Source organism: Micromonospora sp. NPDC092111, from assembly GCF_044755745.1.
In the GTDB taxonomy this organism is placed as follows: Bacteria; Actinomycetota; Actinomycetes; order Mycobacteriales; family Micromonosporaceae; genus Micromonospora.
Genome location: NZ_JBIVRQ010000011.1, coordinates 183,721 through 207,690 on the forward strand (window position 1 = coordinate 183,721; position 23,970 = coordinate 207,690).

A 23,970-nucleotide genomic window follows, 5' to 3' on the forward strand; every position below is an offset into this window, starting at 1 on the left:
GGCTGGGCAACCGTCTAGACGCCAGCCCAGCCGAACCCGAGGGGGGCGACATGACCGAATCAGTACGCCGGCCCGGCGACGCCAGTCCGGAGCAGCGGGTGACCGAGTGGGACGGTGACCACGCCCACGCGCAGACCACGGTCACCGAGGTCGACGGCGAGCTGCTCGGGGTGGACCCGGCCGAACTCGCCGACGAGGACCTGATCCGCGAGCTGCGCAGCCTGCACCGCACCCGGCTCGACACGCTGCGGCACGCCGCCGACTCGGCGCTCGCCAACCACCTGCGGCGCACCGCCGAACTGGAGACCGAGTACCTGGCCCGGCACCCGGGACGCGAGGTCGACCCGAGCCGGCTGCGGGACGTCTGATGGGCGGGTACGCCGAGCGGGGCATGTCCGCGCCGCCGGAGGTGGTGTTCAACACCGCCACCGACCCCGACCGGGCCGACGCCTGGCTGCCCGAGGAGTTGCGCGCCGGCGGCGGGACACCGGCCCGGGTCGACGGGGAACTGCTGGCCCGCTGGAACAGCACCACCGGCCCGGCCGAGCTGCGGGTGGAGCCGGGGAACACCGGCGGGTCCCGGGTCCGGCTGAGGCTGCCCGCCGGATCCGTCGACGGGCTGGCCGAGGAGTCACTGGTCAACCTCGAACGCGAGGTCGCCGAGAACCTGACCGCGGGCTGAGCGCCGCCGCTGACCACCCGTGAACGACGAACGAGGAGACCCGGTGACCGACAGTGGCCTGAAGCAGAAGGTGGCGCGGCTGCGCCAGGCGTACGCGCCGCACGAACACCGGCCGCTGGGCGGCTACCTGGCGGCGATGGGCACCTACGCCGGGGTGACCGCGTCCATCGCCGCGCTGGTGAAGGCGACCGGCCGGCCGGTGCCGGACCGGCCGGCCCCGGCCGACGTGGTGCTGCTCGCCGTCGCCACCCACAAGCTGAGCCGGCTGCTCTCCAAGGACGCGATCACCAGCCCGCTGCGGGCACCCTTCACCCGCTACGACCGCCCGATCGGCAGTGGCGAGGTGATGGAGCAGGTCCGCGACCAGGGCAGCTCCACCCGGCACGCCATCGGTGAGCTGCTGAGCTGCCCGTTCTGCCTGGCCGTCTGGGTGGCCACCGGGCTCACCGGCGGCCTCGTGCTGGCCCCCCGGCTGACCCGGCTGGTGGCGACCGCGCTGACCGCCGTCGCCGCGTCCGACTTCCTCCAGATGGGGTACGCGGTGGCCCAGCAGGCCGCCGAGGGCAGGCACCACGACGGGAAGTGACCCGTACGCGCAAGGGGCCGGCGGATCGTGTCCGCCGGCCCCTTACCCGTCGGCCCGGTCAGGTGGGGGTGGTCCCGTGGTCCTCGCCCGCCCAGCCGCGTGACGCCTCCGGCTCCCGCTCGTCGTCGTCCGCGCCGGTGACGATGTCGCGGTCGACCGCGGTCCGGTCGTGTTCGTCGGCGAAGTCCGGTTCGGGGAGGGTGTCCTGCCCCTCGGCGGGTTGGCCGAGGGACGGCAGCCTCTCGTGGTGCTCCTCGTGGTGCGACATCTCGATCTCCTCTCGCCGGGAACCGCCCGCGTCTCAGCCCGCCGACCCGCACAGCAGGTCGGCCGCCTCGTCCACCGCGTACTCGCCCTCGGGGAGCGCGGCGATCCGGGTGAGCAGCTCCGCCGGGAGATCCGCGCTGACCGCCCGGCGGTAGATGTCGGCCTGGCTGATCCGTTCCTGGCCGTGGTAGATCTCGTCCAACAGTTCGTCGATCGGCCGGGTGTCCGGCTGCTCGGTCACGGGTGCGTCGTCGGTCACCCCGCCAGCTACCCCCGGCCGAAACGGTCAAACCCCTCAGGCGGGGGTCGGCAGGGTGGCCCTTCGGGTCCGGACGGCGGCGGCGAGGTGCGCCAGCACCTCGGCGGTGGTGTCCCAGCCGATGCAGGCGTCGGTGACGGACCGGCCGTAGGTGAGCGCGCGGGTGGGGTCGAGGTCCTGCCGCCCCTCCAGCAGGAAGCTCTCCAGCATGATGCCGACGATGCCGCGCTGCCCGGCGGCGAGCTGCCCGGCCACGTCGGCCGCCACCCTCGGCTGGTTACGGTGGTCCTTGCCGCTGTTGGCGTGGCTGGCGTCGACCACCAGCCGCTCCGGCAGCCCCGCCGCGCGCAGCAGGTCCAGCGCCCCGGCCACCGACTCGGCGTCGTAGTTCGGCCGGCCACCGCCGCCGCGCAGCACCAGGTGACCGTCGGCGTTGCCCCGGGTGTGCATGATCGCCGGGGTGCCGGAGACGTCGATGCCGGGGAAGACGTGCGGCACCTCGGCAGCCCGGATCGCGTCCACCGCGGTGGCGATGCTGCCGTCCGGACGGTTCTTCATGCCGATCGGCATGGACAGGCCGGAGGCGAGCTGCCGGTGCACCTGGCTCTCCACCGTCCGGGCGCCGATCGCGCCCCAGGCCACCGTGTCGGCGATGTACTGCGGGGTGATCGGGTCGAGGAACTCGCAGCCCACCGGCAGCCCCAGCCGGACCACGTCACGCAGCAGCGCGCGGGCGGTCCGCAGGCCGGTGTTCACGTCGCCGGAGCCGTCCAGCGCCGGGTCGTTGATCAGGCCCTTCCAACCGACCGTGGAGCGCGGCTTCTCGAAGTAGACCCGCATCACCACCAGCAGGTCCCCGGCGTGCCGGTCGGCGGCCTCGCGCAGCCGGTGGGCGTACTCCAGGGCCGCCGCCGGGTCGTGCACCGAGCACGGGCCGACCACCACCAGCAGGCGGTCGTCGGCGCGGTCCAGCACCCGGCCGACCGCCCGCCGGCCGGCCAGCACGGCCGAGGTGAGCGAGGCGTCCAGGGGTAGCTCGTGCAGGAGCAGGGCGGGGGTGGTGAGGGGTACGACGCGGTCGATCCGTTGGTCGATGACCGCGCCGTTCTCCGGGTTCGTCACGGTGGCTTGTCCTTTCGCCGACCGTGCCCCGGGGCCGGTGCCCGGGTCGAGCCGGCTGCTCGTAAACAGAAGGGCAGGAAGCTCAAGCTCCTGCCCGGCCGGCTCGAAACGCGGTGACGTCAGCTCATGGCGAGGTCACCGGCTCCGCAGCCGGCTGCCTAAACCATCGATACGTGCGCGTCACGCCGGCAAGCGTACCCGACCGGACGGGTGGGGCTCACCGGGTCGTCCGGAAACTCTCGCCCGATGTTCACGTTCATCGATGCTACCAGCGGTAACGTCGTCGCCACCAACCGCTTCCCCCGGAGGTGTCCGAATGGACCGTCGTACCGTCCTGCGCGCCACCGTCGCCGGTGGGGCCGCCGCCTTCGCCGGCAGCCTCTGGTCCGGCGCGGCACTGGCCGCCCCGGCCCAACCCGGCGTCGGCCCGTACGGACCGCTCGGCACCGCCGACGCCAACGGCGTCCAGCTCCCCGCCGGCTTCACCAGCCGGGTGATCGCCCGCTCCCGGCAGGTCGTGCCGGGCACCTCGTACGCCTGGCACGACGCGCCCGACGGCGGAGCCTGCTTCCCGGCCGGCACCGGCTGGATCTACGTCTCCAACTCCGAGATCACCCCCGGTGGCGGGGCGTCGGCGGTCCGGTTCAACGCGGACGGCACCGTCGCCACGGCGTACCGGATCCTGTCCGGCACCAACCAGAACTGCGCGGGTGGCGCCACTCCGTGGGGGACCTGGCTCTCCTGCGAGGAGGTCACGCGCGGCTTCGTCTACGAGACGTACCCGCAGGGCGGCACCGGCGCGGTGCAGCGGCCGGCGCTGGGCCGGTTCAAGCACGAGGCGGCGGCGGCCGACCCGGTCCGCAAGGTGATCTACCTGACCGAGGACGAGACCAGCGGCTGCTTCTACCGGTTCCGGCCCACCGTCTGGGGCGACCTCTCCGCCGGCACCCTGGAGGTGCTGGTCGCCGGCACCGCCACCAGCGGCCCGGTGAGCTGGGCCCAGGTGCCCGACCCGGACGGCTCGCCGACCGTGACCCGCAGCCAGGTCTCCGGCGCGAAGAAGTTCAACGGCGGCGAGGGCTGCTGGTACGCCGACGGCACCTGCTGGTTCACCACCAAGGGCGACAACCGGGTCTGGGCGTACGACGCGGTCAACCAGCGGATCGACCTCGCGTACGACGACTCCCTGGTGACCGGCGGGACCGCCCCGCTGACCGGGGTCGACAACATCACCGGCTCCCGCTCCGGCGACCTCTACGTCGCCGAGGACGGCGGCAACATGGAGATCAACCTGATCACGCCGACCGCCGTGGTCACGCCGTTCGTCCGGCTCACCGGACAGTCCGCGTCGGAGATCACCGGGCCGGCGTTCTCACCGGACGGCAGCCGGCTCTACTTCTCGTCGCAGCGCGGCACCGCCGGCTCCTCCTCCGGCGGCATCACCTACGAGGTACGCGGCCCGTTCCGCTGACCTCCGGCCGGCTCCCGCGCCGTCCCGGGTGGGGGTGGGGGCGGGCGGTCCGGACGGGTGTCCCGTGCGGGCTGTCCGGGTCCGGTGCCTGGCCGTTCCGTTCCGGTGCCTGGCTGCCGCGGTTGGGGTGGGCTGTCGAGGTCCCGGGTGGGCTGTCGCGGTCCGGGTGGGCCGTCGCGGTCTCATGCCTGGGCGTCGCGGGCGGGGGTGTCCCGTCCATGATCGTGCTCGATCCAGGAAGTAGTGGCCTCCGGTTCGCGGGGAGGCCACTACTTCCATGTTCGAGCGTGATCTTGCCTATGGCGCGGGCAGTCGCGGGTCCACACTGCGGGCGGGCGCGGGCGATTCCCATACCGGGGCGGCGCTGGCGATTCCTATCGTCCGTGGGCGCGGGCGATCTTGTGGCGTGGCGGGGGTGCCGGCGGGGTACGACATCCGCATGACGCGCGAACAGAGCGACCAGGAACGGGTGGCGTCCCGGGCCCACCTGCTGCCCGAGGAGGCGGCGGTCGGCAGTGACGACCCGCAGGCGCAGGCCGCGGCGATCCTCGCCGAGTCCGACCTCCGGGAGGCCGACCGGAACGCCGCCCCGGACGCGGTGCTGGAGCACCGGACGTCCGAGCAGACCGTCACCCCGATCGAACCCCCGGACTGAACCGACCCCGACCCTGGACCGAACCGACCCCACACCCCGTTGAGTGCCGGCGCGGACGCCCCACTCGGTCCGCGCCGCCCCCGCCCCGCCCCGCCCCGGCCCCCGCCCCGCCCCGCGCCGCCCCGGCCCCCGCCCCGCCCCGCGCCGCCCCGGCCCCCGCCCCGCGCCGCCCCGGCCCCGCCCCGCCCCGCCCCCGGCCCGGGGTCGGCGGCGGTCGGCGGTCGGCGACGGCGGCCCCGTCGACATCCGCCGCGTGGCGTCGGACGACGACACGTCCCCGCTCCGCTGCGGAGATCGGATAGCGTCGGGTCATGCCCGACAGCGGTTACCCCTGGCCCATCGAGACCACCCGACTGGACAACGGCCTGCGCGTGGTGGTGAGCGAGGACCGCACCGCCCCGGCGGTCGCGGTCAACCTCTGGTACGACGTGGGTTCCCGTCACGAGCCGGCGGGACAGACCGGTTTCGCCCACCTCTTCGAGCACCTGATGTTCGAGGGCTCCGTCAACGTCGCCAAGACCGAGCACATGAAACTGATCCAGGGCTCCGGCGGCTCGCTCAACGCCACCACCAACCCGGACCGGACGAACTACTTCGAGACCGTCCCGGCCGAGCACCTGGAACTGGCCCTCTGGCTGGAGGCCGACCGGATGGGCGGCCTGGTGCCCGCGCTGACCCAGGAGACCCTGGACAACCAGCGGGACGTGGTGAAGAACGAGCGCCGGCAGCGCTACGAGAACGTCCCGTACGGCGACGCCTGGCTGCGGCTGCTCCCGTTGCTCTACCCGCCGGGGCACCCGTACCACCACGCGACGATCGGTTCGATGGCCGACCTGAACGCCGCCGACCTGGCCACCTTCCAGGCGTTCCACCAGACCTACTACGCGCCGGACAACGCCGTGCTCACGGTGGCCGGCGACGCCGTACCCGCCGAGGTCTTCGCCCTGGCCGACAAGTACTTCGGCGCGATCCCCGCCCGCGGTGACATCCCCGCCGCGCCGGACGGCCGCGCCGTCCCGGCCACCGGCCGGCCCGCCGTCGAGACGGTCACCGCCGAGGTGCCCGCCCCCCGGGTCTACGTCGCGCACCGCACCCACCCGTTCGGCACCCTCGGGTACGACGTGGCGACGGTGGCCGCCACGGTCCTCGGCAGCGGCCGGGGCAGCCGGCTCTACCAGCGGCTCGCCGACGGGGAACGGCTGGCCCAGCCCGACCTGGTCGGGGCGTACGGGGTGGACCTGGCGCACGCCCCGGCGCCGCTGATCGCCACCGCCACCGCCCGCCCCGGGGTGACCGCCGAGCGGCTCGCCGCCGGGGTCGCCGAGGTGGTCGACGAACTCGCCACCGTGCCGGTCACCGCCGCCGAGCTGGACCGGGCCAAGGCGCTGCTGAGCACCGCCTGGTGGCGGCAGATGTCCACGGTCGACGGTCGGGCCGACGTCCTCGGCCGGTACGCCACCCAGTTCGGCGACCCGGCGCGGACCGCCGAGCGACTGCCCGCCTGGCTGTCGGTGACCGCCGAGCAGATCGCCGAGCTGGCCGCCGACGTCCTCGGCGCCGCCGACCGGGTGACCCTGACCTACCTGCCGGAGGAGACCCCATGACGCTGATCGCCGCCCGTCCCGGCCCGGGCACCGCCCGCCCGTACCGCTTCCCGACGGTGGTCCGGCGGGACGTCGCCGGTGGCCGGGTGGTCGCCGCGCACCTGCCCGGTCAGAACCTCGCCGTCGCGGTGCTGCTGCTCGACGCCGGTGCCGGGCGGGAGCCGGTGGGCAAGGAGGGGCTCGGCGCGGTGCTGGCCAAGGCGCTGGAGGAGGGCACCGCGCAGCGGGACGCCACCACCTTCGCGCTGGCCGTGGAGGGGCTCGGCACCGAGCTGGTGACCGGGCTGGACTGGGACTCGTTCCAGGTCAGCGTCCAGGTGCCGGTGGACCGGCTGGGCGCGGCGGTGGGGCTGCTCGCCGAGGCGGTGCGTACGCCCCGGCTCGACCCGGACGACGTGCGCCGGGTCCGCGACGACGAGGCCACCGCGCTGCGGATGGACTGGGCCAACCCCGGCCCGCGCGCCGACGCGGTGCTCCGCGCCGACCTGTTCGGCGCCGAGAACCGGTGGGGCCGCCCGATGTACGGCGACCCGGCGTCGGTGGCCGGCCTGGACGTGGAGGACGTCACCGTCTTCCACTCCGAGTGGTTCCTCCGTCCCGGCACCCTGGTCGTCGCCGGTGACCTGGACCGGCTCGACCTGGACGCGCTCGGCGCGGCGGCGTTCGCCGGCACCGGCGGGGGCCCGGTCGAGCGGGGCGGCCCGATCGAGGTGCCACCGCCCGCCGGGCGGCGGATCATCCTGGTCGACCGGCCCGGCTCGGTGCAGTCCACGCTGCGGCTGGGCCACCCGTCGCCGCACCGCGCCCACCCCGACCACGTGCCGATGACGCTCGCCGGCACGGTCCTCGGCGGGGCGTTCACCTCCCGGCTCAACCACCTGATCCGCGAGGTGCGTGGCTACACGTACGGGATCCGGGGCGACTTCGCCTCGTCCCGCCGGTTCGGGCGGTTCGCGGTCAGCTCCGGGGTGCAGACCGCGGTGACCGCGCCGGCCCTGGTGGAGGCGGTCGGCGAGATCAGCCGTACCCAGGTCGGCGGGGTGACCGAGGACGAGCTGGCGGTGGCCCGCTCCTGGCGGGCCGGCCAGCTCTCGGTCGAGCTGCAGAGCCCCCGGGCGATCGCCTCGGCGCTGACCACCCTGGTCGTGCACGACCTGCCGGACGACTACCACGCGGGGCTGCGCGAGTCGCTGCTCGCCGCCGACGTGGCGCAGGTCTCCGCCGCCGCCGCCACCCACCTGCACCCGGAGGCGCTCACCCTGGTCGTCGAGGGTGACGCGGCGCTGATCCGGGACGAGCTGGTCGCCTCCGACCTCGGCGAGGTGACCGACCACGCCGACTGACCACGTCGACGGGGGTCGGCCACGCCGGCTGACCACGCCGACGGGGTGACCGACCACGCCGCCGACCACGTCGGCTGACCGCGCCGACGGGGTGACCGGCCACGCCGGCTGAGCTGTCGGTGGTCGGGTGCGCCGGCGGCCAGGTGGCCGGTCGAGAGGACGGGGCGGTGTGATTCCGGTCGCGCCGCCCCGGCACCGCCGTTCGGGCCGCTCACGCGGATGCTCCGGCCGGACAGCCCGCGCACGCCTGATCTTCCGCGCCGCCGGGGCGTACCGCCGGGTGGTTTGCGGCCGGCGGGGGCGGCCCGGCGGGTGCCCGGCGGCCCGCGCGGTGGGAAAGGCTTCCCGCTCAGGCCGCCGGGCTGGGTAGCCTCGCGGGCATGAGGATCGGCATTGTGGGGGCCACCGGCCAGGTCGGTGGCGTGATGCGGCAGGTGTTGGCGGAACGCGAGTTCCCGGCGGAGCAGGTGCGGTTGTTCGCCTCGGCCCGGTCGGCCGGGCGCACCCTGCCCTGGCGGGACGGTGAGGTGACGGTCGAGGACGCGGCCACCGCCGACTACGCCGGGCTGGACATCGTGCTCTTCTCCGCCGGCAAGGACACCGCGAAGGAGCTGGCCCCCCGGGTCGCCGCCGCCGGTGCGGTGGTCATCGACAACTCGTCGGCGTACCGGATGGACCCGCAGGTGCCGCTGGTCGTCGCCGAGGTCAACCCGCACGCGATCGCCGACCGGCCCAAGGGCGTGATCGCCAACCCGAACTGCACCACGATGGCCGCGATGCCGGTGCTGCGCCCGCTGCACGACGAGGCCGGCCTGGTCAGCCTGGTCGTCGCCACCTACCAGGCAGTCTCCGGCGCCGGGCTGGCCGGCGTCGCCGAGCTGGACGAGCAGGTGCGCAAGGTCGCCGAGGACGCCGCCGGCCTGGCCTTCGACGGGACGGCCGTCGACTTCCCCGCGCCGCGCTCGTTCGCCCGGCCGATCGCCTTCAACGTGCTCCCGCTCGCCGGCTCGATCGTCGACGACGGCTCGTTCGAGACCGACGAGGAGCAGAAGCTGCGCAACGAGAGCCGCAAGATCCTGGAGATCCCCGAGCTGAAAGTCTCCGGCACCTGCGTACGGGTGCCCGTGTTCACCGGCCACTCGTTGCAGATCAACGCCCGGTTCGCCCGGCCGGTCACCCCGCAGCGGGCCCGGGAACTGCTCGCCGGCGCGCCCGGCGTGGCACTGTCGGACGTACCGACCCCGTTGGAGGCGGCCGGCCAGGACCCGACCTACGTCGGCCGGATCCGGGCCGACGAGACCGTCGCGCACGGGCTGGCGCTGTTCTGCGCCAACGACAACCTGCGCAAGGGCGCCGCGCTGAACGCGGTGCAGCTCGCCGAGCTGGTCGCCGCCGAACTCCGCTGACCGACCCCCCGGCCGGACGACGCGCCGCCCGCGAAGCAGTGCGCGGGCGGCGCCGGTGCGGTGGGATGGGGCGGTACGACGCCGAATCGGAGGACACCATGGCGGACGACCAGACCCAGCAGGCCCTGACCGACCTCGTCGCCGGCCGGTGGCTCGGCGTGCTGGCCACCAACAAACGGGACGGGCGGCCACAGCTCTCCACCGTGGTCTACTCCTTCGACCGGGCGCGCGGGCTGATCCGGGTGTCGGTGACCGACGGGCGGGCGAAGACCGCCAACCTGCGCCGCGACCCACGGGCCAGCTTCCACGTCGCGAGCGATGACGGCTGGGCGTACGCGGTGGCCGAGGCGCGGGCCGAGCTGACCCCGGTGGCGGGGCGACCGGACGATCCCACCGTCGGGGAACTGGTCGAGCTGTACCGCGCGGTGCAGGGCGAACACCCCGACTGGGACGACTACCGGACGGCCATGGTGGCCGAGCGTCGGCTCGTGCTGCGCCTGCACGTCGAGCGGCTCTACGGCATGCCCCCACGCGGCTGACCGCCTGCCCCGCCCGCCGGACCGGCGGCGGCGCGGTCGGGTGGTGCGATCCGGGGCGCTACCACACCCGGGCCGCGCCGACGGTGGGGTTACCTGCTCGGGAGCGGCGGGTAGACGGGCCGTGCCGACACCGAGAGGGGAGCACCATGACAACGGTCGGAGAGTTCATGACGACCCGGTTGGTGACGATGGACGGCAACGACACGCTCACCGCCGCGGCGCAGGAGATGCGGGACAGCGCGATAGGTGACGTGGTGGTGACCGACGGCGACAACGTGATCGGCATCGTCACGGACCGGGACATCACCGTCCGGGGCGTGGCCGAGGACCGGAACCCGAACAGCACCACGCTGAACCAGATCACCAGCAGCGACGTGATCACGGTCAGCCAGTACGACGACGCCGTGGCCGCCGCCGACCTGATGCGCACCTACGCCGTACGCCGGCTGCCGGTGATCGACGACGGTCGGTTGATCGGCCTGGTGTCGATGGGTGACCTCGCGGTGGAGCGGGAACCCCAGTCGGTGCTCGCGGACATCAGCGCCGACGAGCCCAACAACTGACGTCCGCCGCGGACGACGCGACGCCGGCCCCCGGGTTTCCGGGGGCCGGCGTCGTCCGTCCCCGGCCGGGCCGGAGGCGACTCACCCGATCCGGGCGAGGTTGACGCCGTGCCGGCCGGGGACCCCTCGCGGGTACGCAACGGTGGGACGACGGGGGGAGAGGACCCGATGGTGGACGCGACCACGAGGTTCTTCGAGGGCCTGGACCGACAGGGGTACGAACCCCTGCTGGACAAGGCCACCGGAACGCTCCGCTTCGATCTGCACGAGGGGGCGCAGACCACGCACTGGCTGCTGCGGATCGATCGGGGAAAGCTGGCGGTGAGCCAGGAGGACCGGGAGGCGGACACGGTCGTCGGGACGACGCCGGCGCTGTTCGAGGAGCTGGCCGGGGGCCGGGAGCACGGCCTGGCCGCGCTGCTGCGCGGGGACATGACGGTGACCGGCGACGCCCGGCTGGTGGTCCAGGTCGAGCGGATCTTCCCCAGCTCGCCGGACGTCCAGGGTCAGCGCCGGCTCTGCCGCAGGGAGGTGCACTGATGGCGCAGAGCAACACGATCCGGATCCTGGACGGCAACACCTTCGTCGTCTCCGAGGAGACCGGCGACATCGAGGCGACGCCGACGGAGCCCACCGGGCTCTTCTCCATCGACACCCGGTTCCTGTCCCGGTGGGTGCTCACCGTCAACGGCGAACGGCTCAACGCCCTCTCCTACGACGACCTGCAGTACTACGAGGCGCGGTTCTTCCTGGTGCCGGGGATGGCCACCCACTACGTCGACGCGAAGCTGTCGATCATCCGGGAGCGCGCGGTCGGCGGTAGCTTCCGCGAGCAGTTGACCATTCTGAACCACGACGAGCAGCCGGTCGACCTGGAGGTCCGGATGGACGCCGGCGCCGACTTCGCCGACCTGTTCCAGGTCAAGGACGAGATCCTCAACAAGAAGGGCGAGCTGTACACCGAGGTCGAGTCGGATCGGCTGCGGCTGGGCTATCGGCGGGGCAACTTCCGGCGGGAGACGGTCATCTCGTCGTCCCGGCCCGCCCGGTACGACAAGAACGGCTTCGCGTACTCGGTGCACCTGGAGCCGAACGAGCAGTGGGAGGCCGACATCGACGTGCAGACCTTCGCGGTCGGCCCGGGCGGTCGGGACCTGCGGATGGGGTTGAGCGTGCACGGCACCGAGCGGCTCGCCCTCCAGCACGACCTGGAGGAGTGGATCGCCAAGGCTCCCAAGGTCAACAGTGAGCACGGCCGGGTGGCCGCCACCTACCAGCGCAGCCTGATCGACCTGGCCGCGCTGCGCTTCGCGCCGCTGTCGCTCGGCGGTCAGACCCTGCCGGCGGCCGGCCTGCCCTGGTTCATGACCATGTTCGGCCGGGACAGCATCCTGACCTGCCTCCAGGTGCTGCCGTTCGCGCCGGAGCTGTCCAAGACCACGCTGCGGATCCTGGCCGCGCTACAGGGCGTCCGGTTCGACGACTTCCGGGACGAGGACCCCGGCCGGATCCTGCACGAGATGCGCTACGGCGAGACGGCCGCCTTCGAGGAGCAGCCGCACTCGCCCTACTACGGCTCGGTGGACGCCACCCCGCTCTTCGTGGTCCTGCTCGACGAGTACGAGAAGTGGAGCGGCGACGCAGCCCTGGTCAGAGAGCTGGAACGGGAGTGCCGGGCCGCGCTGAAGTGGATCGACGACTACGCCGACCTGGTCGGCAACGGCTACATCTGGTACGAGCGGCGGAACACCGACACCGGCCTGGAGAACCAGTGCTGGAAGGACTCCTGGGACTCGATCTCGTACGCCGACGGCACGTTGCCGCCGTTCCCCCGGGCCACCTGCGAGGTGCAGGGTTACGCGTACGACGCGAAGGTGCGGGCCGCCCGGATGGCCCGCGAGTTCTGGGGCGACCCGGCGTACGCCGACCGGCTGGAGCGGGAGGCGGCGGCGCTGAAGGAACGGTTCAACCGGGACTGGTGGGTCGCCGACGGCGAGTTCTACGCGTTGGCCCTGGACCCGGCCGGCCGGCAGTGCGACATCCTCAGCTCCAACATCGGGCACCTGCTGTGGAGCGGGATCGTCGACCAGGGCCGGGCCGAGAAGATCGCCCACCACCTGGTCGGGCCCCGGCTCTTCACCGGCTGGGGCGTGCGCACCCTCGCCGAGGGGGAGGTGCGGTACAACCCGATCGGCTACCACAACGGCACGATCTGGCCGTTCGACAACTCCTTCATCGCCTGGGGACTGCGCCGGTACGGCTTCGCCGAGGAGGCCGCGACCATCGCCAACGGCATCCTCGACGCCGCCACCTACTTCGACGGCCGGCTGCCGGAGGCGTTCGGCGGCTACCCACGGGAGCAGACCAGGTTCCCGGTCGAGTATCCGACGGCGTGCAGCCCGCAGGCATGGTCGACGGGTGCTCCGCTGCTGCTGCTGCGCACCATGCTCGGCCTGGAGCCGCACGAGGGGCACCTGGCGGTGGATCCGGTGCTGCCGGTGGGGATGGGGCGGATCGAGGTGCTGGACATCCCGGGCCGGTGGGGCCGGGTGGACGCTTTCGCCCGGGGCCGGCTCGACCTGCACAAGCTGGCCGACTGACGGCGGCGCGCGCCGGCCCTCCACCGCGCCGCCCCCGGGTGCGCGCGCCGGCCCGCCCGGTGTCCGTCGCCCTCAGGCCGGTGCCTGTCGTCCTCAGGCCCGGGTGTCCGTCGCCCTCAGGTCCGGTGGGGGAGCAGGCAGAACTCGTTGCCCTCCGGGTCGGCGAAGACCGTCCAGCGGGGTAGCTCCCGGACCACGGTGGCACCGGCCTCCAGCACGGCGGCCCGTTCCTCCGCGTCGCCCACCAGGTCGAGGTGGATCCGTCCCGGTCCGGGCAGATCGTCGGCGGGAGCGATCCAGACGCCCGGCCGGTGCCGGTGGTGCGGGTCGCGGAGCAGCACCGGCTCGCCCGGCGCGAGCGTCCGGTCGGCCAGCTTCGCCTCGTCCTCCGCTGCCACCGGCAGCCCGGTGACCAGGCTCCAGAACGGTGCCAGCAGGTACGGGTCGCGGCAGTGGATCACGATGGCGTGCAGCTCCGGCATGGGCCGACGGTAGCCGTCCGGACTTCGCCGGGGAGCGGGTTTCGTCCTACGGTGCCGTAACCTACGCAGGGTAAAGTAACCGGATGCCGGAACTCGTGTACCCACCCGTGATCACCGCCGCCAAGACGCTGTTCCGGGTCCTCGACCTGCGCCTGACCGTCGAGGGGAGTGAGAACGTCCCGCGTACGGGTGGGGCGGTGCTGGCCAGCAACCATGTCAGCTACCTGGACTTCATCTTCTGCGGCTACGGCGCGCACGAGTCCCGGCGGCTGGTGCGGTTCATGGCCAAACACGAGGTCTTCGCGCACAAGGTCTCCGGCCCGCTGATGCGCGGCATGAAGCACATCCCGGTGAACCGGTCGGCGGGTGCCGGGTCGTACAACACGGCGGTGGACGCGCTGCGTCGCGGTGAGGTGGTCGGCGTCTTCCCGGAGGCGACGATCAGTCGCTCCTTCACCGTCAAGGAGTTGAAGAGCGGGGCCGCCCGGATGGCGCAGGAGGCGGCGGTGCCGCTGCTTCCGGTGGCGCTGTGGGGCACCCAGCGGCTGTGGACCAAGGGTCGGCCGAAGACCCTCACCCGGCGACACACGCCGATCACCATCCTGCTCGGCGAGCCGATGGACCCGACGGCCTATCCGGACACCAACGCGATGACGGCGGAGCTGAAGAGCCGACTCTCCGCCCTGGTCGAGCGGGCCCAGCAGGAGTACCCCGACAAGCCGGCCGGCCCGGACGACGCCTGGTGGCAGCCGGCCCACCTGGGCGGCACCGCGCCCACCCCGCAGGAGGCCGTCGAACTGGACCGTCGCCGCCCGCGCCGCCCCGCCGCCTCCTGACCGGTCGTCGCCCGCCCTGGACCTGGCCCCCGGGGTGGGGGCGTACCACGTGGGTGGCCGCCGTCCCCTGACGTCAGGGGACGGACGGTGGCCGGATCGTTCCGCAGCGGGGCAGGATGGTGCCTGCCGTCGCCGCGCGTACCCGGCCAGGATCGGAGCCATGAGCAGTGCCGCACTCGTCGTCATCGACGTCCAGGAATCCTTCCGCCAGCGCCCGATCTGGGCGTACACCTCCAACCCCGACCTCGTCGGTCAGGTCGACCGGCTCGTCCGGGCCGCCCGTCGCCGGGGGGACCTGGTGGTCTGGGTGCTGCACGCCGAACCCGGCAGCGGCGGCGTCTTCGACCCCGTCCACGGGCACGTCCGCCTGCTCGACGGCCTGGCCCCGGTAGACGGGGAGCCGACGCTGGTCAAGACGTCGCACAACGCGTTCACCACCACCAACCTCCAGCAGCGGCTCACCTCGGCCGGCGTCGGTGACGTCACCGTCTGCGGCATCCGCACCGAACAGTGCGTGGAGACCACCGCCCGGCTCGGCAGCGACCTGGGCTACCGGATGACCTTCGTGACCGACGCGACGGCCACCTTCCCGATCCCGCATCGGGACCTGCCGGCCGACGCCACCCTGGCCGAGGTGCTCGCCGACCCGCGCACCCTGTCCACCGACGAGATCGTGGCCCGCACCGAGTACGCCCTCGCCGGCCGGTTCGCCACCGTCCGGACCGTCGACGAGGTCACCGCCGTGGTACCGGTCGACGGGGTCACCGCCGTGGTGCCGGCCGACGGGGTCACGGGCACGGTGCCGGTCGACGGGGCGGCCGGCGCGGTGCCGGTGGGGCTGCGGGGCTGAGACCGGTGGCCCGGGTCGTCTTCCTGCTGGTGCCGTACCTGCACCTGCTGGACCTGGCCGGCCCGGCCCAGGTCTTCTCCACCGCCGCCGACCACGGGTACGACTACCGCCTGCACTACGTCGCCGAGGCGGCCAGCGTGCCGACCGTGCAGGGCGTACCGCTGGGGGCGGACACCCGGTGGCCCGAGCTGGACGCCGGCGACCTGGTGGTCGTACCCGGATGGCGGCCGTCCGCGCACGGCCCGGCGGGGCCGGTCGGGGTGGACGACCTGCGGCGGCTGGCCGACCACCACGCCCGGGGCGGCACGGTGGCGAGCGTCTGCGCCGGGGCCCTCGCGCTCGGCCGGGCAGGGCTGCTCGACGGGCGGCGCTGCACCACCCACCACGAGGTGCAGGACCGGCTCGCCGGTAGCTTCCCGGCCGCCCGGGTCGTCCGCGACGTGCTGTACGTGGTGGACGACCGGGTGGTCACCTCCGCCGGCATCGCCAGCGGCATCGACGTGGCGCTGCACCTGTTGGCGACCCGGCACGGGCCGGCGGTGGCCGCCCGGGTGGCCCGCGCCCTGGTCGTGCACTCCCGCCGGAACGGGCACGAACGCCAGGCCAGCGCGCTGCTGCGGCACCGGTCGCACCTCTCCGACGTCACCCACCGGGTGCAGGACCTGATCGACAGCCGGTACGCCGAGCCACTGCCACTGGCCGACCTGGCCGCCGCCGGTGGGGTCGCCGAACGGACCCTGACCCGGCTGTTCCGTCAGGCCACCGGGCTCACCCCGCTCGGCTACCAGCAACTGCTCCGGGTGGAGCGGGCCGAACACCTGATCGGGCACGGGGCCACCGTCGAGGCCGCCGCCCGGGCCGTCGGTTTCACCGATGCCCGGATGCTGCGCCGGCTGCGGGCCAGGACCCGACCGCCGGCCGTTCCCGGGGCTCAGCCGCCGACCGCGCCCCGGGTCGGCGGCTCCGTCGTGCGGTAGTAGTCGTCCCGGGACAGGAACTCCACCGGCAGTGAACCGGGCAGGGTCACCCGCGCCTCACCGGTCAGCGGGGCGGCGGTGGCCCGCCGGATCAGCACGTCCCGCTCCGGCGGTGCCAGCTCCACCAGCTCCGGGTGGATGACCCGGAAGGAGGCCACCGTCTGCCGGACCAGCCGGGCCAGTTCGGACATCGGCCCCACCGGGCCACCCAGCGCCAGGGTCGGCTGCTGGATCGTCCGCAGCGCGTCGCAGACCACCAGCAGCTCCGCGCCCGGCTCCACCCCCTGCGGGGAGGCCACGTCGGCCGTGCGTAGCTCCAACCGGGACGGCCACTGCCAGCGAATCTGCCCGCTGACCAGGCGGGGCAACCGGACGCCGGGCCGGTGCCGGGCGTGCGTCCGGTCGCCCCGCCCGGCGACCAGGGACAGCTCGCCGGCCACGGAGACGTAGGCGAGCCGCCGGTCGGTGACGGTGACCGTGGCGGGCGCGGGCAGCACCCAGTGCTGGCGGGCGCCGGTCGGGCTGAGCAGGCAGCCCGCCACCGACGCCGGGACCCGGTCGAGCAGCCGCTCGCCGGGCTCCGGGACCAGCTCGTAGCGCCGGTCGAGCACGGGTCGGAACTCGTCCTCCGGCGCGTCGAACCGGTGCGGTGCGATGAAGAACGGGGACATGTCCTCGCGCATCGTCACGACCTTACGGGGCAGTTGGTCTCCTGCCCGCAAGCCTCGCCGCCGCCCCTACCCGCTGTCATGACACCTGTTAGGGGGTCGGCCGGTCGTACGACGCCTGTGACCGGTAGATGCCGATCTCCTCCGGCCGGACGAGGCCGTCCTCAATCGCACGGGCCAGTAGCGCGGCCTTCGTGGCGGCCGGTCGACCCGCTCGGGTGTACTTGATCCGCGCCCGGTCCACGTACTGCTTCACGGTGTGCTCGCTGATCCGCATCCGCCGGGCCACCGACGCCTTCGACATCGACTGGAACCACAGCAGCAGCGCCTCGCGTTCCTTGTCCGACAGCGTCGGCCGGTCCGGGCGCGGGTCGCCCACCATCGCCCCGGCCAGGGTCGGCGGCACGTACGGGCGGTCGGTGGCGGCGGCCAGCACGGTCGCCACGCAGTGCTCCCGCCCCTCGTGCTTGGCCAGGAACGCGGCGGCCCCGGCGTCCAGCGCGGCGAGCATCGTCGCCGGATCGGTGTGTTCCGAGTAGACCACCACCCGCCGCCCGGCGGCGCTCAACTCGGCCAGCTTGTCGATCACCATCCGGCCCCGCAACCGCAGGTCCAGCAGGATCACGGCGGCCTCCGGCGCGGCCCGCAGCACCAGGTCCGGGTCGTCCCCGGTGGCCAGCACCCGCAGCCGGGGCTCGCTGGCCAGCCAGGCCCGCACCCCGTCGATCACCACCGGGTGGTCGTCGACGATCGACACCCCGATCGGGTTCTCCCCGCTCACGGCCTGCGCCACCGGGTCTGCGTCCACCTGATCTCCCCGTCCCACTCCTGCACGTGCTCCACCTGGAAGTCGTCGCCGACCGGGGCGGGTGGATCGATCCCCCCGGGACCGGCCGCGTCGGGGGTCACCAGGCTGACCGCCACCTCGTCCGGACCGGCGACCACCGTCAACCTGGCCCAGTCCCTGGCGTCCGCCAGCGCGGCGGCGAGCGGGTCGGCCAGCCGGCGGCGAACCTCCACCGGCAGCGGTGGCGGCGTGCCGACGGCGACCAGTTCGATCGGCAGCCCGTTTCGTTCGGCCAGGTCGGCGGCGGCCCGCAGCTCGTGCAGCAGCGGATCCGGCGCGTCGTCCGACTCGGCGATCAGCCGGCGTAGCCGGGCCGCCGCCAGCACACACCGGCGCTGCACCAGCGGGTCGGCCGGATCGGCCCGCCCGTCGGACAGCTCCGCCAGCACCTGCTCGGCCGCGCCGCCGACCAGCGCCAGTCGGACCCGCCGGTCGGCCCGGGCCCGTTCGGCGGCGTCCCGTTCGGCGGTCACCGTCAGGGTCGCGGCGGCGGTGTCCGCCCGGTCCCGGGCGAGGTTGGCGATCACCGCCGCGCCGGTGAAGAGCGCCACCGGCAGCGACGAGGTGCCGTAGACGTACATCGCGTAGCGGGTCAGGTCGGCGGGCGCGGTCGCGCCGACGCCGAGCAGCGCGGCGAGCGCGATCACCGCGTGGCCGGCCAGCAGGACGAGCAGCCACCGGATCCGCCGGCCCCAGAGCACCACCACGAAGAACCAGGCCAGCCCGGTCCACACCCAGTTCGCGGCGGCGAAGAGCTGCTGCCGCCCGACCGCCGCGAACACCGCCGCGTCGACCGCCAGCAGCACCACCGCCAGCGGCAGCACCGGCGGGAGGGTGTCGCGCAGCAACCGGACGGCGGCGTACCCGCCGGTGCCGGCGGCGGCCAGCCAGCCCACCGCGACCACGGCCGGGGCGGCCAGCCCGGACCACGCGCCGAGCAGCGCCGGCAGCCCGATCGCGGTGTGCCAGGCCAGCGCGATGACCACCGCCGCGATCCGGGCGCCCCGGTCCGAGGCGCGGGCCACCTCGGCCGCCGTGCCGCCGGACGCGTCCGTGGCCCGCACGATCGGCCGGGGTACCCGGATCCGCGTCGCCGTGTCAGCCGACATGCGGCCATTCCAGCCTGATCCGGGTGCCCTCGCCAGGGGCGGAGGTCACCTCCGCCCGCCCGCCGATCTCGGCCAGCCGGCCACGGACCGACTCGCGCAGCCCGTACCGGTGGGCCGGGACGGTGGCCGGGTCGAAACCGGGACCGTCGTCGACCACCTCGACCACGACGGTGCCGGCGCCCCGGGTCAGCCGCAGGGTGACCGACGCGCCCGGCGCGTGCCGGGCCACGTTGGCCAGCGCGGCGGCGGTGGCGTCGACGAGCGCGGCGGTCACCCCGGCCGGTGCCGCGCAGGCGGCCAGTTCGGCGCTGACGGTCAGCTCCGGGTGGGCGGCGAGCAGCGTGCGCAGGCCCGCGTCGACGTCGACCGGGCCGGAGGCCGGCGCGGACCGGGCGTCGGTGAGCCCGATCAGGGTGCGCAGGTCCGCCGCCGCCCGCTCGCGCAGCGCCGCCGACCCGGCCGGCAGCGCACCCAACCCGACCATGGTGAGCGTGGACAGGACGGTGTCGTGCAGGTCCCGGTTCTGCCGCCGCTCCGCCTCCCGGGCGGCCCGGGCCAGCACCGCCTCCCGACGCAGCCGTTGGAGGTCGGCGAAGGTGGCGTCGGCGCGTCCGATCCACCGGCGCATCACCGCCGTCATCATCGCCGCGCAGCCGGTCTGCATCAGCAGGGTGGACGCGTGCGCCGTCGCCTCGGCGGTGTTGCCGGCGGCCGACGCGCCGGCCGCGTACCCGGCGGCGACCAGCAGGCCCGCCGGCACCGACCAGCGGACCGGCGCGGTGGCCTGCGTGTTGATCACAGTGGTGCTGGCCAGGACGGCGAGCCAGCTACCCTCGCCCGGCAGCACCTCGGGTGCGACCAGCACCGGGGCGAGCAGGGCCGCCGCCGTGGTGAACGCGACGTCGCCGGCGACCAGCCCGGGACCGATGCCGACCCGCAGGGCGCGCACCGCGTACCAGACGGACCAGCAGGTCAGTGCCGCGACGGCCGCCAGCAGCAGGGAGACCCGCACCGGCGGGGTGCGTACGGCCAGTGCGGTCACCGCGCCGAACAGCCCGCAGGTCAGCCGGAGCAGCGCCGGCAGGGTGGTGAAGATGAGGTGGAAAGCGCCACCGGCCGGCCGGTCCAGCAACGACGGTGACGAGGTCGGAGCGGGTACGGCCGACATCGGGGGAGGGCGTCCTTCGGGGAATCGACCCGTCCGGGTCCGTACGACGGTCTATCGACGCCGGAGAATAACATGCGGCACCCTTAATGATCACCGTCGGTGCGCGGCGCGTCGCTGACCGACTCCGCCGCCTGCTCGGCCCAGCCCGCCCGGTTGCTGCACGACTCCCGCGAGATGCCGGAGCCGGTCTGCGGCCACTCGCCGAACCGCTTGTCGTGCAGGTGGGCGAAGTAGTAGCAGATCGTCTCGACGTAGCCGTCCGGCAACGCCCGCGTCGGGTCGGCCCGCACCGCCTCGTAGAACTCCCGCCCCAACGCCACGATGTGGCCCCGGGCGTAGAGGAAGCCGTCGTCGGAGCCGTCGGTCACCTCGTGGACGTCGACCCGGTCGATGTCGTACAGCTTCCGCTCGACCACCCGGTCGAGGTCGGTCAGTTCCGCGCCGGACAGGTCGGCGCAGAGCGTGCCCAGGGAGTCGAAGAAGGCGCTCCACCAGGCGTCGACCGCGTACACCCCGTCGTCGTCCAGGGCCGGGTCGCGGGTGAGCAGCGCCCGGCGCAGCGCGGCCGGCTCGGGGCCGAGCCGCTCCCAGGCGGCCTCCACCAGGCCCCAGAACCGGGCCTCCTCCTCCACCGTGGGCAGTCGGGTCGACGTGTTCACATCACTCATGCGGCGGACGATAGCCAGCGGCTCCGACGTTTCCGGGTTGCCGCCGCCACGATGCCGGACGGGCGCGGCGAACAGCCGGTCCCACCTGCCGTGGAGCCGGCGCGCTCACCGGCACCGCCCCGACCGGCGGCCTGGCCCCGCCGGCCGGCGCGGGTCGGCCGGGCCACCGTCTCCGACCTGCCCGTCGACCCCCGGTGCCGGGACGAACTCGGTTGCCGCATCGGGCTCGCGCACCGAGGATGACCGGGATGAGCGCACTCCGGATGCACGCCGACGAGGTCGACGTCGACCTCGACCTGGTACGCCGGCTGCTGGCCGGCCAGTTCCCGCAGTGGGCGCGGCTACCGCTCCGCCCGGTCGAGTCGTACGGGACCGACCACCACATCTACCGGCTCGGCGAGCACCTGGTGGTCCGGCTGCCCCGCATCGGCTGGGCGACGAAGCAGGCGGCGCGGGAGGCCGAGTGGCTGCCGAAGCTCGCCCCGCACCTGCCGCTGGCGCTGCCCGTGCCGGTGGCCCTGGGCCGCCCCGCCGCCGGGTACCCCTTCGACTGGTCGGTGTGCGAGTGGCTGCCCGGCGACAACGCCAACGGCACCATCGACGACCTCGACCGGGCCGCCGTGGATCTCGCCGCGTTCGTCGCCGCGCTACGCCGGATCGACACCACCGACGCCTTCCCGCGTCCGCCCGGTGGTCGTGGGGGACCGCTGCGGGAGCTCGACGAGGGCGTCCGGTCCTCGGTCGGGCAGCTCGGCGACCGGATCGACGGGCCGGCCACCCTCCGATCCTGGCAGGAGTCGCTCGACGCGCCGGCCTGGGACGGCCCGGCCGTCTGGGTGCACGGCGACCTGCTCCCCGGCAACCTGCTCGTGGTCGACGGGCGGCTGTCGGCGGTGATCGACTTCGGTGGCCTCAACGTCGGCGATCCCGCCTGCGACCTGCAACCCGCGTGGAACATCTTCGCCGGCGACAGCCGTCGTCGGTTCCGCGCGGCGCTCGACGTGGACGACGCGTCGTGGCTGCGCGGCCGGGGCTGGGCGCTCTGCCAGGCGGTGTCCGCGTTGCCCTACTACTGGGACACCAACCCGGGGATGATCCGGCAGGTGTCGCACGCCCTGGCCCAGGTGCTCGCCGACTCCCGCTCCCACTGGCATTGACCTCGCCGACTCCCCTTCCCGGTGGCAGTTGGCCCTCGCCGACCCCCGCTTCCGCTGGCATCTGGCCCGCGCCGCCTTCGGGGCCGGCCTTCCTTTCCCGGTCGCCGCGCCGCCGGGCGGGGGAGTGGCACCGCCTGCCGGTGGCCCGGTTCACTGCCCCCGGGGCGCGATCCCGAACGTCGACACGAGCCGGGCGACCAGGGTGAGCAGGAAAATCTGGCCGGTCAGCGCGTCGAACACGGCCAGCGTGCGGCCGGGCTCGCTGGCGGCCGTGAAGTCGCCGTACCCCACTGTGGTCATGGTGATGAAGCTGAAGTACTGGATGGTGTTGTTGCTGGCCGGCTGACCGTCGGCGAACAGCGGGGTGCCCTGGAACTGCGCCAGGGCCGCGAACAGCGCGGCATAGAAGAAGCCGATCAGCAGGTACGCGCTCAGGGCGCCGAAGATCGTCTGTAGCGTGACCACCGGGTGAGCCAGCACCCGGCGTACCACCGCCACTATCGCCAGTGCCAGGATCGTGGCCATCCACAGCGAGACCAGCCCGTGCACGACGCGGATCGGCGCCACGACGAGCAGCACGACGGCGACCGCCGACGGCACCGCCAGGACCCAGAGCAGCCGGCGGGATCCTGGTCGGTCCGGATGCGCGCTGCGCAGCGCCAACGTCAACGCGGCCAGGTAGAGCAGCAGGGGCAGGGGACGCGTGCGGTCGCCGGGCAGGAACGCGGTCAGCAGGAAGCTGACCGTCAGTAGCGCGAGCACCAGACCGTAGCGGTCCGGTGCGGCGACGCCCCGGCCGGGATCCTTCGGCGCGGCCCGCTCTCCCACCGCCCGGTCAACCCCGATCCGGGTCGGCGAGGAAGCTGGCCAGCCTGTCCCGGCGCCGCTGCGCGAACCGGGCGCCCAGCCGGGCGCCGAAGATCCAGAACAGCACCGCCGTGGCGCAGCCCATCAGCACACCGGTGACGAACAGGTTCTCCGGAATCCGCTGGCCGCGCCAGGTGTGGTAGGTGGCCGCCCACAGCCCGACGGTGGGCAGGCTGATCAGCAACACCAGCCCCGGTACCAGCAGCCACGGCGCCAACGCGACGACCAGCCAGCGGACGATCTTGCGGCCGAACGGCCTGCGGTGCGCCCACCGTTGGCTCAGCGCAACCGCGTGGTACGGGAAGAACACGCCGAGCCAGGCCGCGACGCCCAGCGCGCCGAGCGGCACCACGGCGATCCACACCACCGTGAAGATCGTGACCAGCGGGCGGTGGTCGTGGATCCCCACCACGAGCGCGATCGCCGCCGCGAGCGGCGAGACGAGCAGCCACAGCACCAGGTTCTTGGCCCGCTGCGAGCGGCGCAGCGCCGTCCGGTCGCCCAGCATGCCGATGCTGCGCCGGGCGTCGGCGCCGAGCAGGTTGGTCGCCGGCACGTCCGAGTACATCCACCCGGCGAGGATCATCGGGAACGCCAACGGCCCGTGGAAGGTGAACAGCAGGTTGGTCAGGCTCGGGGGCAGGAGGAACCAGGCGAGCGTCATGGTGGTGCCGTTGAGCGCGACGATGACCGGTGTCTCGAACGGCTTGTGGAACGCCCGGCGCAGCTCGCCCCGGATCGCCTGGGGGAGCCGTACGGGCAGGTCCGTTTCGGTCACGGACCCGCCGCCAGTCTCGGTGTCGACACCACGGCGCCGCCTACCCCGGGTACGTGGGCAGAAACATCGCCGGACGCGCCTCGACCGGGTCTGCCGGCGTTTCCCGTTGCTGATTGCCTGCGTTACTACTCGCGCAACGCGAGGGTGTACGCGTGTACGAAGAAGGTTTCGACCCGTGCCCAGTGCAGGTGACCTGCAAGTGCGGTGTCACCCTGTCGGCCAAGCACCACATGCAGGTGGACCTTCCCGCCACGAATTTCGCCGGTTCCGCTTAGTTCAAACGGCTGTCGGTATTCGCTGACAATGTCGATGTTGGCGTCGCTGGCGTGCATGTTGCTGATCGCGCATTCGTCGACTGCGCCGACAAGAGAAACGATGGCACCATCGGTTATCCCTTCCTCCGCTGCTCGTCGCGTCAGCGTTTCAATCAACTCTTCCCCGGGCTTGACGCTCAGGAGCTTCATGC

Annotated in this window: 28 protein-coding genes; 16 read left to right on the plus strand and 12 right to left on the minus strand. The window is 73.8% G+C overall.

The features are described 5' to 3' along the window. Nucleotides 1–50: 50 nt before the first annotated feature. The 3 genes from ACIQG9_RS21455 to ACIQG9_RS21465 are packed head-to-tail and all read left to right on the plus strand — an operon-like array spanning nucleotide 51 to nucleotide 1,268. Nucleotides 51–368, plus strand: coding sequence for a DUF6158 family protein (locus tag ACIQG9_RS21455; protein WP_400405012.1), 318 nt, complete (start codon nucleotides 51–53; stop codon nucleotides 366–368). Then, nucleotides 368–682, plus strand: coding sequence for a hypothetical protein (locus ACIQG9_RS21460; protein WP_400405015.1), 315 nt, complete (start codon nucleotides 368–370; stop codon nucleotides 680–682). Before ACIQG9_RS21455 ends, ACIQG9_RS21460 begins: the two co-directional genes overlap by 1 nt. A gap of 43 nt (nucleotides 683–725) precedes the next feature. After that, nucleotides 726–1,268 carry a DUF1360 domain-containing protein gene (locus ACIQG9_RS21465; protein ID WP_400405017.1) on the plus strand — a complete coding sequence of 181 codons (543 nt, stop codon included), beginning with the start codon at nucleotides 726–728 and terminating at the stop codon, nucleotides 1,266–1,268. A 58-nt stretch (nucleotides 1,269–1,326) separates the two neighbouring features. On the opposite strand, the gene ACIQG9_RS21470 is transcribed toward ACIQG9_RS21465, so the two are convergent. Genes ACIQG9_RS21470 through ACIQG9_RS21480 form a run of 3 tightly spaced genes read right to left on the minus strand, consistent with a single transcriptional unit; the run spans nucleotide 1,327 to nucleotide 2,916 of the window. Next, nucleotides 1,327–1,536 (minus strand): hypothetical protein, encoded by a 210-nt coding sequence (locus tag ACIQG9_RS21470; protein WP_400405020.1) that lies wholly within the window; start codon nucleotides 1,534–1,536, stop codon nucleotides 1,327–1,329. A 33-nt stretch (nucleotides 1,537–1,569) separates the two neighbouring features. Continuing rightward, nucleotides 1,570–1,794: a hypothetical protein gene (locus tag ACIQG9_RS21475; RefSeq protein WP_400405022.1), complete on the minus strand. Its 225-nt coding sequence runs from the start codon at nucleotides 1,792–1,794 to the stop codon at nucleotides 1,570–1,572. Between the two features lie 36 nt (nucleotides 1,795–1,830). Next, nucleotides 1,831–2,916: a 3-deoxy-7-phosphoheptulonate synthase gene (locus tag ACIQG9_RS21480; protein ID WP_400405025.1), complete on the minus strand. Its 1,086-nt coding sequence runs from the start codon at nucleotides 2,914–2,916 to the stop codon at nucleotides 1,831–1,833. A gap of 316 nt (nucleotides 2,917–3,232) precedes the next feature. Between ACIQG9_RS21480 and ACIQG9_RS21485 the strand changes: the two genes are divergently transcribed. From ACIQG9_RS21485 to ACIQG9_RS21525, 9 genes are all read left to right on the plus strand, one after another. Next, nucleotides 3,233–4,387 (plus strand): alkaline phosphatase PhoX, encoded by a 1,155-nt coding sequence (locus ACIQG9_RS21485; RefSeq protein WP_400405027.1) that lies wholly within the window; start codon nucleotides 3,233–3,235, stop codon nucleotides 4,385–4,387. Between the two features lie 439 nt (nucleotides 4,388–4,826). Further along, complete coding sequence (locus ACIQG9_RS21490; protein ID WP_400405030.1) at nucleotides 4,827–5,042, plus strand: hypothetical protein; 216 nt, start codon at nucleotides 4,827–4,829, stop codon at nucleotides 5,040–5,042. A gap of 311 nt (nucleotides 5,043–5,353) precedes the next feature. Further along, nucleotides 5,354–6,646, plus strand: coding sequence for a M16 family metallopeptidase (locus ACIQG9_RS21495; protein ID WP_400405033.1), 1,293 nt, complete (start codon nucleotides 5,354–5,356; stop codon nucleotides 6,644–6,646). Beyond that, nucleotides 6,643–7,989 (plus strand): M16 family metallopeptidase, encoded by a 1,347-nt coding sequence (locus tag ACIQG9_RS21500; protein ID WP_400405036.1) that lies wholly within the window; start codon nucleotides 6,643–6,645, stop codon nucleotides 7,987–7,989. Before ACIQG9_RS21495 ends, ACIQG9_RS21500 begins: the two co-directional genes overlap by 4 nt. Nucleotides 7,990–8,369: 380 nt before the next feature. Then, nucleotides 8,370–9,395 carry an aspartate-semialdehyde dehydrogenase gene (locus tag ACIQG9_RS21505; RefSeq protein ID WP_400405039.1) on the plus strand — a complete coding sequence of 342 codons (1,026 nt, stop codon included), beginning with the start codon at nucleotides 8,370–8,372 and terminating at the stop codon, nucleotides 9,393–9,395. Nucleotides 9,396–9,493: 98 nt separating this feature from the next. Continuing rightward, nucleotides 9,494–9,934 carry a PPOX class F420-dependent oxidoreductase gene (locus tag ACIQG9_RS21510; RefSeq protein WP_400405042.1) on the plus strand — a complete coding sequence of 147 codons (441 nt, stop codon included), beginning with the start codon at nucleotides 9,494–9,496 and terminating at the stop codon, nucleotides 9,932–9,934. A gap of 146 nt (nucleotides 9,935–10,080) precedes the next feature. Beyond that, nucleotides 10,081–10,497, plus strand: coding sequence for a CBS domain-containing protein (locus ACIQG9_RS21515; protein ID WP_400405045.1), 417 nt, complete (start codon nucleotides 10,081–10,083; stop codon nucleotides 10,495–10,497). Between the two features lie 168 nt (nucleotides 10,498–10,665). Further along, the gene (locus ACIQG9_RS21520) at nucleotides 10,666–11,037 is read left to right on the plus strand and encodes an SCP2 sterol-binding domain-containing protein (protein WP_400405048.1); all 372 of its coding nucleotides are present in this window, start codon (nucleotides 10,666–10,668) and stop codon (nucleotides 11,035–11,037) included. Next, the gene (locus ACIQG9_RS21525) at nucleotides 11,037–13,097 is read left to right on the plus strand and encodes a glycogen debranching N-terminal domain-containing protein (RefSeq protein WP_400405051.1); all 2,061 of its coding nucleotides are present in this window, start codon (nucleotides 11,037–11,039) and stop codon (nucleotides 13,095–13,097) included. The genes ACIQG9_RS21520 and ACIQG9_RS21525 overlap by 1 nt, the downstream gene beginning before the upstream one ends. A 116-nt stretch (nucleotides 13,098–13,213) precedes the next feature. Here ACIQG9_RS21525 and ACIQG9_RS21530 read toward each other — a convergent pair whose 3' ends face one another. Beyond that, nucleotides 13,214–13,579 carry a VOC family protein gene (locus ACIQG9_RS21530; protein ID WP_400405054.1) on the minus strand — a complete coding sequence of 122 codons (366 nt, stop codon included), beginning with the start codon at nucleotides 13,577–13,579 and terminating at the stop codon, nucleotides 13,214–13,216. 83 nt (nucleotides 13,580–13,662) lie between these two features. Between ACIQG9_RS21530 and ACIQG9_RS21535 the strand changes: the two genes are divergently transcribed. The 3 genes from ACIQG9_RS21535 (at nucleotide 13,663) to ACIQG9_RS21545 (ending at nucleotide 16,242) form a co-directional block, all read left to right on the plus strand. Next, nucleotides 13,663–14,415 (plus strand): lysophospholipid acyltransferase family protein, encoded by a 753-nt coding sequence (locus tag ACIQG9_RS21535; RefSeq protein WP_400405057.1) that lies wholly within the window; start codon nucleotides 13,663–13,665, stop codon nucleotides 14,413–14,415. Between the two features lie 160 nt (nucleotides 14,416–14,575). Next, the gene (locus ACIQG9_RS21540) at nucleotides 14,576–15,265 is read left to right on the plus strand and encodes an isochorismatase family protein (RefSeq protein WP_400405059.1); all 690 of its coding nucleotides are present in this window, start codon (nucleotides 14,576–14,578) and stop codon (nucleotides 15,263–15,265) included. Nucleotides 15,266–15,270: 5 nt separating this feature from the next. After that, nucleotides 15,271–16,242 carry a GlxA family transcriptional regulator gene (locus tag ACIQG9_RS21545; protein ID WP_400405061.1) on the plus strand — a complete coding sequence of 324 codons (972 nt, stop codon included), beginning with the start codon at nucleotides 15,271–15,273 and terminating at the stop codon, nucleotides 16,240–16,242. On the opposite strand, the gene ACIQG9_RS21550 is transcribed toward ACIQG9_RS21545, so the two are convergent. From ACIQG9_RS21550 to ACIQG9_RS21570, 5 genes are all read right to left on the minus strand, one after another. Next, on the minus strand, nucleotides 16,197–16,925 hold the full coding sequence (locus tag ACIQG9_RS21550) for a hypothetical protein (RefSeq protein WP_400405063.1): 729 nt from the start codon (nucleotides 16,923–16,925) through the stop codon (nucleotides 16,197–16,199). The genes ACIQG9_RS21545 and ACIQG9_RS21550 overlap by 46 nt on opposite strands. 76 nt (nucleotides 16,926–17,001) lie before the next feature. After that, on the minus strand, nucleotides 17,002–17,718 hold the full coding sequence (locus ACIQG9_RS21555; protein ID WP_400405067.1) for a response regulator transcription factor: 717 nt from the start codon (nucleotides 17,716–17,718) through the stop codon (nucleotides 17,002–17,004). Next, a complete protein-coding gene (locus ACIQG9_RS21560; protein WP_400405071.1) occupies nucleotides 17,688–18,866 on the minus strand; it encodes a hypothetical protein in 1,179 nt (392 codons plus the stop codon). Before ACIQG9_RS21560 ends, ACIQG9_RS21555 begins: the two co-directional genes overlap by 31 nt. Continuing rightward, complete coding sequence (locus tag ACIQG9_RS21565) at nucleotides 18,856–20,034, minus strand: sensor histidine kinase (RefSeq protein WP_400405076.1); 1,179 nt, start codon at nucleotides 20,032–20,034, stop codon at nucleotides 18,856–18,858. Before ACIQG9_RS21565 ends, ACIQG9_RS21560 begins: the two co-directional genes overlap by 11 nt. Nucleotides 20,035–20,117: 83 nt before the next feature. Further along, a complete protein-coding gene (locus ACIQG9_RS21570) occupies nucleotides 20,118–20,702 on the minus strand; it encodes a DUF4240 domain-containing protein (RefSeq protein WP_400405081.1) in 585 nt (194 codons plus the stop codon). Nucleotides 20,703–20,950: 248 nt separating this feature from the next. Between ACIQG9_RS21570 and ACIQG9_RS21575 the strand changes: the two genes are divergently transcribed. Further along, nucleotides 20,951–21,859 (plus strand): aminoglycoside phosphotransferase family protein, encoded by a 909-nt coding sequence (locus ACIQG9_RS21575; protein ID WP_400405087.1) that lies wholly within the window; start codon nucleotides 20,951–20,953, stop codon nucleotides 21,857–21,859. 150 nt (nucleotides 21,860–22,009) lie between these two features. Here ACIQG9_RS21575 and ACIQG9_RS21580 read toward each other — a convergent pair whose 3' ends face one another. The 3 genes from ACIQG9_RS21580 to ACIQG9_RS21590 form a co-directional block, all read right to left on the minus strand. After that, nucleotides 22,010–22,687 (minus strand): potassium channel family protein, encoded by a 678-nt coding sequence (locus ACIQG9_RS21580; RefSeq protein ID WP_400405094.1) that lies wholly within the window; start codon nucleotides 22,685–22,687, stop codon nucleotides 22,010–22,012. A 7-nt stretch (nucleotides 22,688–22,694) separates the two neighbouring features. Next, nucleotides 22,695–23,504, minus strand: coding sequence for a hypothetical protein (locus ACIQG9_RS21585; protein ID WP_400405098.1), 810 nt, complete (start codon nucleotides 23,502–23,504; stop codon nucleotides 22,695–22,697). A gap of 125 nt (nucleotides 23,505–23,629) precedes the next feature. Beyond that, nucleotides 23,630–23,968 (minus strand): PPC domain-containing DNA-binding protein, encoded by a 339-nt coding sequence (locus ACIQG9_RS21590; RefSeq protein ID WP_400405103.1) that lies wholly within the window; start codon nucleotides 23,966–23,968, stop codon nucleotides 23,630–23,632. Nucleotides 23,969–23,970 lie beyond the last annotated feature (2 nt).

Coding starts and splice junctions, on each gene's coding strand:
- ACIQG9_RS21455 (WP_400405012.1), top strand. CDS start 51: ATGACCGAATCAGTACGCCGGCCCGGCGACGCCAGTCCGGAGCAGCGG.
- ACIQG9_RS21460 (WP_400405015.1), top strand. CDS start 368: ATGGGCGGGTACGCCGAGCGGGGCATGTCCGCGCCGCCGGAGGTGGTG.
- ACIQG9_RS21470 (WP_400405020.1), bottom strand. CDS start 1,536: ATGTCGCACCACGAGGAGCACCACGAGAGGCTGCCGTCCCTCGGCCAA.
- ACIQG9_RS21485 (WP_400405027.1), top strand. CDS start 3,233: ATGGACCGTCGTACCGTCCTGCGCGCCACCGTCGCCGGTGGGGCCGCC.
- ACIQG9_RS21490 (WP_400405030.1), top strand. CDS start 4,827: ATGACGCGCGAACAGAGCGACCAGGAACGGGTGGCGTCCCGGGCCCAC.
- ACIQG9_RS21495 (WP_400405033.1), top strand. CDS start 5,354: ATGCCCGACAGCGGTTACCCCTGGCCCATCGAGACCACCCGACTGGAC.
- ACIQG9_RS21500 (WP_400405036.1), top strand. CDS start 6,643: ATGACGCTGATCGCCGCCCGTCCCGGCCCGGGCACCGCCCGCCCGTAC.
- ACIQG9_RS21505 (WP_400405039.1), top strand. CDS start 8,370: ATGAGGATCGGCATTGTGGGGGCCACCGGCCAGGTCGGTGGCGTGATG.
- ACIQG9_RS21510 (WP_400405042.1), top strand. CDS start 9,494: ATGGCGGACGACCAGACCCAGCAGGCCCTGACCGACCTCGTCGCCGGC.
- ACIQG9_RS21515 (WP_400405045.1), top strand. CDS start 10,081: ATGACAACGGTCGGAGAGTTCATGACGACCCGGTTGGTGACGATGGAC.
- ACIQG9_RS21520 (WP_400405048.1), top strand. CDS start 10,666: ATGGTGGACGCGACCACGAGGTTCTTCGAGGGCCTGGACCGACAGGGG.
- ACIQG9_RS21525 (WP_400405051.1), top strand. CDS start 11,037: ATGGCGCAGAGCAACACGATCCGGATCCTGGACGGCAACACCTTCGTC.
- ACIQG9_RS21530 (WP_400405054.1), bottom strand. CDS start 13,579: ATGCCGGAGCTGCACGCCATCGTGATCCACTGCCGCGACCCGTACCTG.
- ACIQG9_RS21535 (WP_400405057.1), top strand. CDS start 13,663: ATGCCGGAACTCGTGTACCCACCCGTGATCACCGCCGCCAAGACGCTG.
- ACIQG9_RS21540 (WP_400405059.1), top strand. CDS start 14,576: ATGAGCAGTGCCGCACTCGTCGTCATCGACGTCCAGGAATCCTTCCGC.
- ACIQG9_RS21550 (WP_400405063.1), bottom strand. CDS start 16,925: ATGCGCGAGGACATGTCCCCGTTCTTCATCGCACCGCACCGGTTCGAC.
- ACIQG9_RS21560 (WP_400405071.1), bottom strand. CDS start 18,866: ATGTCGGCTGACACGGCGACGCGGATCCGGGTACCCCGGCCGATCGTG.
- ACIQG9_RS21565 (WP_400405076.1), bottom strand. CDS start 20,034: ATGTCGGCCGTACCCGCTCCGACCTCGTCACCGTCGTTGCTGGACCGG.
- ACIQG9_RS21570 (WP_400405081.1), bottom strand. CDS start 20,702: ATGAGTGATGTGAACACGTCGACCCGACTGCCCACGGTGGAGGAGGAG.
- ACIQG9_RS21575 (WP_400405087.1), top strand. CDS start 20,951: ATGAGCGCACTCCGGATGCACGCCGACGAGGTCGACGTCGACCTCGAC.
- ACIQG9_RS21590 (WP_400405103.1), bottom strand. CDS start 23,968: ATGAAGCTCCTGAGCGTCAAGCCCGGGGAAGAGTTGATTGAAACGCTG.